This window comes from Paraburkholderia caffeinilytica (assembly GCF_046030355.1).
Lineage (GTDB): Bacteria > Pseudomonadota > Gammaproteobacteria > Burkholderiales > Burkholderiaceae > Paraburkholderia > Paraburkholderia caffeinilytica_B.
In genome coordinates, this window is sequence record NZ_JAQQCQ010000030.1 from 17213 (window position 1) to 29606 (window position 12394).

The window sequence follows — 12394 nt, forward strand, 5'->3', positions numbered from 1 at the left end:
ACATAGAGTGCGCGGTTGTAACGTCAACCGCGTCGCGGTACCTGCAAGCTGTTGCTTCCCACTAAAAGTTTTTGTTGTCCGAGCGATGATCGTGTTCAAGAAGCCCCGCGTTTTGCCGCATGTCCGTTTTTCCCGCCAGATCAGTCGCTTTGCAATCCGCGCGCGAATCGTCCTTGCGGTCACGCCTTGTCTCATCGCGCCTTTGTCGTATGCGCAGACTGCTGCGTCTGGAATTCCAGCGTTGCCGCCGCTGCCGGCGTCGATGCAAACCGGCGATGCGTCTTTGGTGGGGAGCGTGCCTGCCGGATTGCCGTCTATCGCACGCGATGCGCGTGCCAGTGGATCTCAATCGCCGGGCGATGGCGTCGTCAATTTAAACGATCCGGCTGGCGACAATGCGCGCTTGACCGCGCCATCGGTGGCGGAGGCGGACGCGCACCGCACGGATTGCGTGAATGGCACGAATGGCGTGAATGGCGTGAATGGTGCGGCGGCAGGATGCAAACCGGCATCCGCACCGAATGCGCCGGTGTCGCCACCGACCGAATTCGAAAGGTTCGTTACCCAGAATACGGGCAAGCGGTTGCCGTTGTTCGGCTATAACCTTTTCTCGCGCGATGCTGCGGGATACGGTGCTGTCGAGAACATGCCGGCGCCGGCAGACTACACGGTCGGACCGGGCGATGAAGTATTGCTGCATGCCTGGGGTGGCGTCGAAGGCGACCTGCATCTTGTCGTGGACCGCAACGGACAGGTCGCGATTCCCAAGGTCGGCACGGTGATGCTTGCCGGCGTGCGCGCGTCCGAACTCGATGGCGTGCTCAAGAAACAGATCGGCCGTTATTACACGAACTTCAGCGTCAACGCGACGCTTGGCCATCTCCGATCGATTCAGGTGTACGTCGTGGGGCAGGCCATGGCGCCGGGCGCCTACACCATATCGAGCCTTTCGACGCTGATAAGCGCATTATTTTCGACCGGTGGTCCCGCTCCCACGGGCTCCATGCGTGCAATTCAGTTGCGTCGCGGCGGAGCGGTGATTGGCACCGTAGACATGTATGCGTTTATCACCCAAGGCAGTGCGGCAGGCGACGTGCATCTCCTGCCCGGCGACGTGATTGTCATTCCTCCGGCTGGACCCCGTGTTGCCGTGATGGGCGCACTCGATTCTCCCGCGATCTACGAATTGCGCGGTCAAGGCGAGTCGTTGCGCGGTCTGCTCGGTTATGCGGGTGGGACTACGGCACTGACCACCCCGGACAAGGTCCAGATCGAACGGGTCAACCAGGCGAATCCTGCTGCACCGCGCTCGGTCGAAGAACGCAAGCTCGACGAACAGGGCTTGGCCAGTACTGTCAAGGACGGGGATATCGTCACGCTTTTCGGTACGAGCCCGGCGTTCGCGAATGCGGTGACGCTGCGCGGGAACGTCGCGGCACCCCTGCGCTACCCGTACAAGCCAAACATGACGCTGGCGGATCTGATCCCCGAACCGGAGGCACTTCTCACGCCCGACTACTTCCTGCGCAAGAACGTGCTGGTCCAGTTCGATGGCCAGAAGCGCGCTGACGTGGATAAGGTGGCGGGCGATATCAAGAATCTCATCGACGAACCGAACTGGAACTATGCAGTCATCGAGCGATTCGATCGCGCGACACTGACCGAGCAACTGATTCCGTTCAATCTCGGCGACGTGGTGCTGAAGAAAGATCCCCGCGCAAACCTGGCGCTGCAGCCGGGTGACGTGGTGACGATCTTCGGCAAAAAAGATCTGCGCAATCCGCTTGCGACCAGTTCCCGGCTGGTGCGAGTCGACGGTGAAGTGCGCGCACCCGGCGTGTACCAGTTGCATGCGGGCGAATCACTGCAACAGGTGCTGCAACGCGCGGGAGGCGTTACGCCACAAGCGTATCTGTTTGGCATCTCCTTTACTCGTGAAGCGACGCGCCGGCAGCAGCAACAGAATCTGAATGCTGCATTGGACCGCGCCGATCAGCAGAGTAGCAGCCAGCTTGCTGCTGTGATCGCAAATCTTCCGAACAGCAGCGACAACGCTTTACTGCAAACCCAGATCGTGAATACGCAACGCGCACAAATCGCCCGCTTGCGCTCACTTAAACCGACTGGCCGTGTGACGCTCGAACTCGATACGCGCGCCAGCCGGATCACGGATCTGCCGGATCTTCCATTGGAAGACGGCGATGCGATCTACGTACCGCCTGTGCCGGCCTATATCACGGCGATTGGAGCCGTCGACAATGAGAATGCACTGATCTGGAAGCCGCACCGCACCGTGGACGATGCGCTGAAGATTGCAGGCGTTCAGCAGGACGCGGCGGATATGCGTGCGGCGTTTCTATTGCGTGCGGACGGCAGTGTGATTTCGGCGGGCGGGACAGGGTGGCTTAGTTCCTTTGGATCGGTCGATATGATGCCGGGCGATACGGTGGTGGTGCCGGAAAAACTTGATCGCCGGTCACCGATGACTAAATTTGTTGCGGGTCTCAAAGACTGGTCGCAGGTACTTGCGAACTTTGGTCTGGGTGCAGCGGCTATTCAGGTCCTTAAATGAACACGAGCACGGAATATCAGGGCGATGCGCCCGGGAGCGCAAACGCGGCAACAGGCGTCGCGCCAAACCGGACGTTGTTGTCCGTATTAGAAGCACTCCGGTTGATTGGCCGAGGAAAGAAGATCGTCTTCAGAACAACCGCGCTTTTTACTGCAGTAGCGTTGGCAGTCGCTCTGATAAAGCCATCGACCTATACGGCCTCGACACTCATTTTGCCGCCACAGCAGTCGATTGGTGGAGCAGGGGGCTCGTTAGCGGGGCTGGGCGCCTTGGCTAGTTTCGCAGGTCCCGGACTTGGAGTGAAAAACTCCGATGAGATGTATGCAAGCCTGCTGGTGAGTGAATCGGTTCTGGACGGGTTGATCAATCATTTCGACCTCAAGACGCGCTATCGGGCCGATACCATGCAGGACGCCCGTACGCAGTTGATGAAGCGTCTGATGGTAGTCGCCGATAAAAAATCGGGGCTTCTGACGTTGAAGATCGAGGACCGCGATCCGGTGTTTGCCGCGGATATGGCAAACGAGGTTGTCCCGGAGTTTCGCCGGCTTCTAGACCGGGTAGCAGTAACCGAAGCGCAGCAGCGCCGCCGGTTCCTGGAAGAACGTGTTGCCGGAACACGTGCTCAGATTGCGGATGCGGAAATGCATCTCCGATCCGCGCAGGCGACCTCTGGTCTGCTCAGCATCGATGCCCAGACTCAGGCGGCAATTCGTCAGGCAGCCGAGCTACGTGCGGAAATCGTAGCGGTGCAGGTCAGAATGGAATCGATGTCCGCGTTTGCGACGTCTGAGAATCCTGTCATGCAGCGGTCCGCCGCAGAACTTGCCGGTCTCAGACAAAAACTGTCCGAACTCGAGTCCGGTACTGATTCCTCCGCGCCCGTCGCCGCAAGCGATGCCAAGGGGCTGGACAATGTGCGTGCTTACCGGGACCTCCGGTACCAGGAAGCAATGCTCGATACGCTGACCAAGCAGGTCGAACTCGCGCGAATTGATGAAGCGAAAGAGGGACCTCTTGTACAGACAATCGATTCTGCGCGGCCGCCGGAGAAAAAATCGGGCCCCAAGCGATTGTTGATTGTTCTCGGCGGACTGCTGGCGGGATTCTTCGTCGGTGCCCTTGCGGCTCTCTTGTCGCAAGGTGACCTGGTGGGTCCTTATACAGAAAGCCTGGGTCGAGTTCGTGAAGCATGGTCTCTTTCCCGAAAGCGCAGCCAGTAACAGGAAATGGCTGGGCGTGGCGGCAGGTGGGGCCGGTGCATTCCAGCCGACACGCAGTGAACTTGTCATCACGACACGCGGGTCACCAGCGCATAAGCCCTGCTGTTTTTGATTGGTCTTAGATTCATTAACGATTTGAAATATATACGATGAAAGTCCTTGTTACGGGTGGTGCTGGATTTATTGGCTCATGGCTGGTGGATTCGTTGATTTCCGCTGGAAACGCGGTGACGGTACTGGATAATCTGAGTCCTCAGATCCATGGCAGCGTGCCTCGGCTCGACGCAACCTGGTCGGACAGGGAAGCGGGCGTCGAATTCATCAGAGCGGATGTCAGAGATAAAGATGCACTCGATGCAGCGCTGACCTCATGCGATGCAGTGGTTCACCTCGCCGCAGAGACGGGAACCGGGCAGTCCATGTATCGCGTCTCGCACTACTATGATGTCAATCAGCAGGCAACAGCCGCATTACTGGAATTGATCGCGACGAAGCATTCTCACGTTCGTCGCGTCGTACTTGCCTCGAGCCGGTCGGTCTATGGTGAAGGCGCGTATCGGTTGGAAGACAAGATCGTGGTGCCGGGCTCCCGGGATCCGAACCGCTTGAAAGCCGGGTTGTTTGAACCCACTGATGAACATGGTAATTCGCTGACACTGATTCCTACCCCGGAATCCGCCACGCCTCAACCTTCCTCGATCTACGCCGCCACGAAGTTGGCCAATGAAACGCTTGGCCGTGTCATGGCTGAAGCATATGGAACGACGGTCGTGGCATTGCGCTTTCAGAATGTCTATGGAGAGCGCCAGTCTCTGAAAAATCCCTACACAGGGATCCTGTCGATCTTCTCGAATCGCATGCGTCAGAATTTACCGATCAACATCTTCGAAGACGGTAAGGAAAGTCGGGATTTCGTTCACGTCAGCGATGTGGTGAAAGCAATTGCGCTCGCACTTGAAGCTGAACTGCCGTCTTATACGACTATCAACGTCGGCAGCGGCGTGCCTACATCCGTACTCGATGTAGCGGCAGAGCTGCGGACCTGTCTGGATAGCCAGTCTGAGTTCCAGATTACGGGTGATTTCCGGGCTGGAGATATCCGGCACTGCTATGCGGATGGTGCGCGTGCCCGTTCGCTGCTTGGTTTCTCGCCGAAAGTATCGCTGCGCGACGGTCTGGAAGCATTTAGCCGCTGGGTGGAAACACAAGCCATTCCGGAGGATCGCTCAGCTCAGGCGCAAAGTGAAATGGCGAGTCTTGGGCTAGGCAAGATCTCGGCATGATTGCGCGTCGCCTGGCTTCCAATGCGTTTGCGAATCTGGTGACCGGCGTTAGTGCAACGGTTTTCCAGATCGGTCTCACGGCGATCGCAACACGGAGTTTCGGAAGCAAGGGATTCCCTATATGGGCGTTGGCTATGTCATTGGCCGCGCTGGTTCCGCTATTCTCGGCCAATCTCTCGACGGTCGTGACAAGAAGGTTGCTTGAACGCTCATCGACGGACGAGATAGTGGTCGTGCAGGCTGCACGGCGATACGCAAAGCACTTGAGTTGCGCCGCTATCGTCGTGATTCTGGCGATATCGACCATGCTGCATGGTTGGTCAGTCCCACTGAGGAATGTGGGTTTGCCGACATTTGTTTCACTTGTCGCGCTCCTGGTCGCAGGACAAATGTGGCAAATCATGCTGCAACCAGGATTCGGCCGCTATTTTGCCCGCGAACGGAACTGGAATGTCGCGCTTACAACGATCTTTGCGCGAGTCGGCGCATTGGCCGGCATGGGATTTCTCTGCTGGATGATATCCGGGCGTCCGGAGCTCGCGGCTGCCTCGCTTACCTTAGGGGCATGCGTCGGACTTTATCTCGTCCATCGGATTCTTAACAGCAATGAATCGCTGGAAGAAGCGCCTCCTGAGGCTATGAGAGCGGAGTGCACGGCCATGAAGCCCTTTTTGAAGGCCTTCATAGTCTGGTCGATCAGTGCCGCGGCAATCCAGTACGGACTGCCCGCCATCATGTCGATATTGTCGCCGAACGACTTCAGCGCTTTCTATCTGGCCTATACGCTGAACCTGGTCGTCGTGGGAACGGTCGCCGCTGCAGCCTCGGCGTTGCTTGCTCCGCTAGGGCGCAAGCAACTTGCGGGACATTGGGATTCGCTTGAGCGGTGGATGATGTTCGCACCGCTCGCAACCGGATTGTTACTGCTCGTATTCCTGACGATCGTCTGGTATGCGTTGCCTGTTTTGTTGAGAGTGTGGTCAGCGGGTGTTTCGCCACCAGATCAGGTTCGGCATGCGTTGTTCTGGCTCGCGCTGCAGACGATTGCACGATCAATGACCATGGTCTATTCGGTGCTTCTTTCGTCAGCTGGTCGGCCTATTCAACTGAGCCGACCCGTCATCCTGGAGTTGGGACTGAGCTGCTCGGTCGCGCTGTTTGCAGGATTCGCATTTGGGGAAACCGCCTTTCTCGCAGCGCTGGCGGTGACCGGCCTGGTGACGGCTATCTACACCGTGTGGATTACGGTGAATCTGGAAGTGTGCGCATCAATTGCACGCATCCGGCTTGTTGGGATTTTCCTGTTGTCGCAAATATTGACTTTAGGCTCATGGATTCTTGTAACGAGGTAGTCGGCTTGCAGAATCGATACGCAAATCAGCTGATCGAGGGCAGGCCCTTGGTGCGCTGGCTCAGGAGAATGCGCTGGCTGATGCGCCGTCCGAAAGGGCTGCGGCGGTTGGGCGACTCCACGCGTATTGCATTTCCTCTGCAGTGGACCAGCGGACATTGCATCGAAATCGGCGACCGTGTCGTTATGGGCCGCAACTGTCTTCTGCAGCCCATTGAGCGATATCTCGATCAGGTCTTTCAGCCGCGGCTCCTTATCGAAGACGATTGCTACGTGGGGCATGACTGTCAGTTTCACAGCGTCAATTACATTCGTCTCGGTGCCGGCAGCGTGCTCAGTGACCAGGTTTATGTCTCGGACGTCAACCATGGACTTGATCCTCGCGCGGGTTTGATCATGGATCAAAGCGTGCGAAGCAAAGGACCCGTGGACATCGGCAATGGCTCCTTTGTCGGCTTTGGCGCAGTGCTTCTGTCGGGCGTTACGCTCGGCAAGCATTGCGTGGTTGGGGCGCGTAGCGTGGTGACGCATTCGGTGCCGGACTACACCATGGTTGCCGGCAGCCCGGCTCGCGAAATAGCCACGTTCAATTTCGAAACAGGCACGTGGTCGGCAACTTCCAATTCGCGAGAGTCAGGACAATGAGCCCGAAGTCTGTTTTTTGGCGAGTAGTGTCGTTGCTTTGGTGGCGCAGGCGTCTGGGTAATCTGGGGAAAGGTTCAGTACTTTTCGCCCCACTGCTCGTAAGCTATCCGAAGTCGATTTTTATCGGCGAAAAGGTGTGCATCCGCGACGGTGCTCGTCTCGAGATCGTCCGGAATCCTGTGGCGAATTGGGACGCCCGCCTCGTCATCGGGAGCCGGGTGAACATCGAACAAGGTGCCCATATAGTGTGCCAGTCGCGTGTCGTTATCGAAGACGATGTTTCGATTACGCCTTATTGCGTGATTGTCGACACGTACCATCCGCATGACCCGCCGGATATTGGTGAAAAGATAGGGGCGCGGCTACCGGATCGGGCAACGAGTGTACGGATCGGCCAAGGCACCTTTATTGGCGCGCATAGCGTCATCCTGCCGGACGTCGAGATTGGTCGTGGTTGCGTAATCGGCGCCGGCTCAGTAGTCAGCCATAGTTTGCCGGACTATTGTGTGGCGGCCGGTTCTCCCGCCCGTGTTCTCAAGATTTACGATCCCGCTACACGGCAATGGTCGAAAGTGAATCGATTCTCTGCAGACAACCTTGCCTGACAACGAAAATATGATGCCGAATTCTTCAATGATGCCCCTGATCGGTGTCGTGACAGTGCTATTCAATAGCGACGATGTGCTTCCCGGCTTCTTTGAAAGCATGGCGCGCCAGTTGGGCGTCAGAATGCATCTGTATGTCATCGACAATAGCGCCTCGGACTCAGGCGCAGTACTCAGCCGAAAACTTGCCGACTCGCATGGGATTCAGACAACCGTGGTGTTCAAAAACGCCAACGTTGGAGTCGCACGAGGGAACAATCAGGGTATAGAACTCGCGTTGCAGGATCACTGCGATCTTATTCTTCTTGCAAACAACGATACCGAGTTCTCGCCCACGACAATCCGAACGCTGCAGGACGCCGTTGCAAATGGCTCATCTCGCGTCGCAACGCCGAAGATCATGTACTTCGACACATCTGATCTCATCTGGTACGCGGGCGGCCACGTCAATCCATGGACTATGCGCACACCGCATTACGGCGATGGACAGAAGGATCTGGGGCAGTTCGATATCGCGAGGAAGGTAGGGTACGCACCGACGTGCTTCATGATGTTCGACGCGCGCGTGTTCGGTGAGGTGGGTCGCATGGACGAGACCTATTTTGTCTATTACGACGACACGGATTTCGTGTGGCGAATGGCTGCACGGGGAATTGCTATCCACTACGTACCGCAATCGGTGGTGCTGCATAAAGTCAGTAGTTCGACCGGCGGCGGCCAATCGCCGTTCAGTCTGCGCTACGTGAATCGAAACCGTCTGTATTTCATTCGCAAGAACCTCGTGGGTTTTCAGCGGGTATTCGCTCTTGCTTACGCGTTGAGCACGCGCATTCCCAAACTGTTCTTTCTGCCTCCTTCGCTTGCATCGCACGGATGGCGTGGCGTGCGCGAAGGCCTCAAGATGGAAGTTGTCAAGGAAAAGGCATGAAGTCGCAGCCGGCCGGCGAGTCTTGCTTGCACCCGGCACCCAGAACGGTGCCGATACGCGGCTTGCTGCTACTGGTATTGTTTTTCCCGGCATTGCTCTTTTACGGCAAACTGGCGTCTTCGACTGCGCTCGGAACGGCATTGGTTGCTTGCGTCGCGATCGTGGTGTGTTCAATTTTCGATCCGCCGATTCGCTTCCGTGCTCAAGCCGGCAAGGTGATTGCGATTACAGTCGCAGTCATTCTTGCTCATCTTGCAGTGGCGGCAGTTTTCACACCGATTGATTTCGGCAGGGCGTTCGGCTCACTGTTCATTCTGTGCTTGTGTCTTGCCGGCAGCGCTGCCTTGGCAGATCTGCTGGCCACCGTGGCCAAAGATGATCTGCTCAAGGTCGCCCGTCTATGCATGGGCGCCTTCTGGTTGATTGGCTTGCTAGGATGCCTCGGCTGGGCGCAGATTGCCGGTGGAGACTATTCCAAGTCCGTTTTTCCGTTTACCGAACCTTCGCAACTGGGCATTACGTTAGCGCCGATTTTGATCTTCGCCTGTGTGACGTCGGCTGGGACGAGGCGATTGTTCTATATCTGTTCGTTTTTCGCTTTTGCTGTTGTGCTTCAAAACGTGACACTGATTGTCACCTGTCTGATTGCTACCGCCGTCTGCATCAGGTTGCGTTATGTTCTCGTGTTACTGGCGCTGCTCATCCCCATGTTGCTGAAGGCCGACCTTGGCTACTATCTGGACCGACTGGACTTTTCCGATCAAAACCAGAATCTCTCGGCGTTGGTGTTCGTTCAGGGGTGGCAATTTATCGGTGAAGCCTGGGCACGAACACATGGTCTGGGATACGGATTCCAGCAACTGGGCACGACAGAATCCAATAGCGCTGCCGGCCAACTGATCTATGCGCTGATCGGCTTCGACCTGAACGTGTTTGACGGAGGTTTTAACTTCTCCAAACTCGTTAGCGAGGGGGGGCTCCTGGGCCTGCTGCTGGGCGTCATCTACACGATCAAAGCGGCTACGGCACTCGTGTTCCTCCGGCGGGTCGCCCGGGGGCGACGTGATGCGGACGTTCTGGCTACCTTTTCCGCGAGCATGATCGCAGGGTATTTGCTTGAGATGTTCATTCGCGGCCAGGGATATTTTTCGCCAGCAGGCCTCTTGTTGATGACCTCGATCTGGATGCGGCAGTCCGCGAAAGCGCAGACGCTGAGATGTTCCGACGCTGCGTGAACACGAATCCAAAGGATATATTTAACTATGCTGTCAACACATCTTATCGATTTTGACAACATCATTTTTAACATTCAGCGCTTTGGCGGCGCGTCGACTTACTGGCGCGAACTGACGGCACGCGTGACTACGTCGCTGCCCGGAGAGGTCGTGTTTTCGACGGGAACTGTGCGTTCCCGCCTGGTGCGTCCAAAATCAGCCGCACGGATCTTTCATTCAAGTCACTTCCGCGTTTCGCGTTCAAAGCAGACGCAGAACGTAGTGACCATCCATGACCTCATCTACGAGAAAAGAATGGTGGGGGGGATCGGAGCGGCCGTGAATCTCTTTGAGAGACGCAGGGCCGTGATAAACGCAGACGCAATCATTTGCATATCCGAATCCACGAAACGCGACATGCTTGAGTACTACGGCAGGCACGTAGCAACGAAACCTGTCTGCGTGATACACCATGGGTGTGATAATTTTTCTGCGGCAGGCGCGGCTTCGATTGAGGGCACCGCGCCTTCGCCGCGCGGCGGGCAGTCGCCGTACTTCATCTATGCCGGGGGGCGCACCGGCTATAAGAATTTCGATGTTGCACTTCGGGCGTTCGCTGCCGGAGGATTTGCCGCTCGGGGTATTCAGTTGATTTGCACCGGGGCAGCTTTCTCGGCTTCTGAAATGACGCTGATCCAAAGCCTTCGGCTGGAGAGTTCGGTTAAGGCAATCGGGACGGTGACATCAGCTGCACTCGGAGGCCTGTACGGCGGAGCCTTGGCGTTGTTGTATCCGTCCTCATACGAAGGCTTTGGTTTGCCGCCGTTGGAAGCGATGGCATCCGGCTGTCCGGTTATATGTTCAGCGTCGTCGTCGTTGCCTGAAGTGGTCGGTGACGCCGGCCTGTTGGCGGAGGCGAGTTCGGTCGATTCGTTTGAAGACGCAATGAGAAGATTCACCGACGAAAACGTCAGAGCCGAATTTATCGAACGGGGATACGCGCGCGCAGCGATATTTACCTGGGATAAATCCGCGGAAAACCATATGCGATTTTATAAAACGCTGGCATAGGTTCTGATTGGCAAGGATTGTAGTGGTGCAACGTAGCGTGTGTTACGGGAGCATCCTGGTAAAGCGTCGGGCAGCTTGCCTTTTGGCACATTGATAATGTATGGCGTACAAGACGCCCAAAATTTCGGAGTGCGGGGTTGTGGAAAAGCTAGATAATCTGACGGGAGTGCGCGCGTTTGCCGCGCTTTGGGTTGTTGTGTTTCATTTCCGGCTCGGCGACGGAATGTCCGCTATTGGCGGTCCGATTCTCGATAGTGGATATATCGGGGTAGATGTATTTTTTGTTCTGAGCGGATTTATATTGTCGCATGCGTATTGCAAAAATCTTCCCCTGAATTTTTCCTTGTCATGGTACAGGGAATTTATCGTTAAAAGATTCGCGAAAATCTATCCGTTGCATCTGGTCATGTTTCTGACGATTTTGTCTGTGGTAGTTGGCGCGAGGTATATGGGATACGCATTCCAGAATACGCTCGAAAACACAGTGTGGTCGGCAATAGCGAATCTTCTTTTGATGCATGCATGGGGGGTAACTTCCAGTCTGAGCTGGAACGTTCCCTCCTGGTCAATCAGCGCGGAATGGTTTGCTTATTTCCTGGTATTCCCGTTGGCTGCGTTTTGCCTCAGGAAGATGAGCCTGTCCAGGCTGTCCTTTTTGTGTGGGGTGCTATGGAGCGCATATTTTTATGGCGCTATGCACTGGAATGACCAGTCGTTAAACGTGACAACCGCAGGGGTGGCGCGGATTATTCCTGAATTTTTGATAGGGTACACGGCTTACCAGGCACTTCAGCGGGAGAAGTTTGCAGCGGTGTCAGGTGATTTTCTCAGTATTTCTGGTATTGCATTGCTACTATTTTCCATCGTAATGGGAGGGGCCTTTCTCATTCTGGTGGCGCCCGCAATCGGAATTGCAATGACCGGTCTTTATATCGGCGGCAGTGTGTCGAATGTGGTATTTGGAAATCGCATGGTGGTTTCAATTGGGACGGTGTCGTATTCAATCTATATGACGCATTTTTTTATTGTAATGGGTGCAAACCAGTTTATCAGGCGAGTGCATTTTTTGAACGTCGAAAAACATGCCGCGGCGTTTTTGCTTTTTGAAGTTGTCATTGCTGTGGCAATTGGCCTCGTGACGCATCGTTTTGTGGAGGAGCCTCTTCGTCTGCGAGTGCTTGCGATTGCAAAGAGGCGGCGTGCGGGCACAAGCGCGATAGCCGGAGCCACCACGGGTGCCTAAGAATTACGCCGGCAGGCGAACGAGTGCCCGGCAATTCGTCAAACGCCGGGCACCTAAGTCGCGGTATCGCGTCCGCGCCGATGCGCGCGTGTGCCGGTAACCAGGGAAATATCGCTGTGAATTTGAAAGACGTGCTGACCGCCGACTTGAACAGGCTGCGAGGCTTACAGGGAAAGTCTTGTATTGGGGCTTCGTGGCTAGTATTAATCCGTGCCTGCGGCTCACTGAGATTTTTGCCAGTGGCTCTGTTTCGCTTTTC

The 12394-nt window shown here is 56.1% G+C and carries 10 protein-coding genes; all 10 read left to right on the forward strand.

Translation table 11 applies throughout. The features are described 5' to 3' along the window. The first annotated feature begins 91 nt into the window (after positions 1-91). Positions 92-2572 (forward strand): polysaccharide biosynthesis/export family protein, encoded by a 2481-nt coding sequence (locus tag PQQ95_RS31960; RefSeq protein WP_408445105.1) that lies wholly within the window; start codon positions 92-94, stop codon positions 2570-2572. Further along, positions 2569-3795 carry a GumC family protein gene (locus PQQ95_RS31965; protein WP_408445108.1) on the forward strand — a complete coding sequence of 409 codons (1227 nt, stop codon included), beginning with the start codon at positions 2569-2571 and terminating at the stop codon, positions 3793-3795. The genes PQQ95_RS31960 and PQQ95_RS31965 overlap by 4 nt, the downstream gene beginning before the upstream one ends. Positions 3796-3944: 149 nt before the next feature. Continuing rightward, positions 3945-5078 carry an NAD-dependent epimerase/dehydratase family protein gene (locus tag PQQ95_RS31970; protein ID WP_408445111.1) on the forward strand — a complete coding sequence of 378 codons (1134 nt, stop codon included), beginning with the start codon at positions 3945-3947 and terminating at the stop codon, positions 5076-5078. Next, the gene (locus tag PQQ95_RS31975) at positions 5075-6430 is read left to right on the forward strand and encodes a polysaccharide biosynthesis protein (protein ID WP_408445113.1); all 1356 of its coding nucleotides are present in this window, start codon (positions 5075-5077) and stop codon (positions 6428-6430) included. The genes PQQ95_RS31970 and PQQ95_RS31975 overlap by 4 nt, the downstream gene beginning before the upstream one ends. A 68-nt stretch (positions 6431-6498) precedes the next feature. Next, positions 6499-7074: an acyltransferase gene (locus tag PQQ95_RS31980; RefSeq protein WP_408445116.1), complete on the forward strand. Its 576-nt coding sequence runs from the start codon at positions 6499-6501 to the stop codon at positions 7072-7074. Continuing rightward, a complete protein-coding gene (locus tag PQQ95_RS31985) occupies positions 7071-7679 on the forward strand; it encodes an acyltransferase (protein WP_408445119.1) in 609 nt (202 codons plus the stop codon). Before PQQ95_RS31980 ends, PQQ95_RS31985 begins: the two co-directional genes overlap by 4 nt. Beyond that, positions 7672-8607, forward strand: coding sequence for a glycosyltransferase family 2 protein (locus PQQ95_RS31990; protein WP_408445122.1), 936 nt, complete (start codon positions 7672-7674; stop codon positions 8605-8607). Before PQQ95_RS31985 ends, PQQ95_RS31990 begins: the two co-directional genes overlap by 8 nt. Further along, entirely contained in the window at positions 8604-9842 is a 1239-nt protein-coding gene (locus PQQ95_RS31995; protein WP_408445125.1) for a hypothetical protein, read from the forward strand. Before PQQ95_RS31990 ends, PQQ95_RS31995 begins: the two co-directional genes overlap by 4 nt. Before the next feature lie 27 nt (positions 9843-9869). After that, complete coding sequence (locus PQQ95_RS32000; protein ID WP_408445127.1) at positions 9870-10892, forward strand: glycosyltransferase family 4 protein; 1023 nt, start codon at positions 9870-9872, stop codon at positions 10890-10892. A gap of 139 nt (positions 10893-11031) precedes the next feature. Then, on the forward strand, positions 11032-12135 hold the full coding sequence (locus PQQ95_RS32005) for an acyltransferase family protein (RefSeq protein ID WP_408445130.1): 1104 nt from the start codon (positions 11032-11034) through the stop codon (positions 12133-12135). Positions 12136-12394: the final 259 nt, after the last annotated feature.

Coding starts and splice junctions, on each gene's coding strand:
- PQQ95_RS31965 (WP_408445108.1), top strand. CDS start 2,569: ATGAACACGAGCACGGAATATCAGGGCGATGCGCCCGGGAGCGCAAAC.
- PQQ95_RS31970 (WP_408445111.1), top strand. CDS start 3,945: ATGAAAGTCCTTGTTACGGGTGGTGCTGGATTTATTGGCTCATGGCTG.
- PQQ95_RS31975 (WP_408445113.1), top strand. CDS start 5,075: ATGATTGCGCGTCGCCTGGCTTCCAATGCGTTTGCGAATCTGGTGACC.
- PQQ95_RS31980 (WP_408445116.1), top strand. CDS start 6,499: ATGCGCTGGCTGATGCGCCGTCCGAAAGGGCTGCGGCGGTTGGGCGAC.
- PQQ95_RS31985 (WP_408445119.1), top strand. CDS start 7,071: ATGAGCCCGAAGTCTGTTTTTTGGCGAGTAGTGTCGTTGCTTTGGTGG.
- PQQ95_RS31995 (WP_408445125.1), top strand. CDS start 8,604: ATGAAGTCGCAGCCGGCCGGCGAGTCTTGCTTGCACCCGGCACCCAGA.
- PQQ95_RS32000 (WP_408445127.1), top strand. CDS start 9,870: ATGCTGTCAACACATCTTATCGATTTTGACAACATCATTTTTAACATT.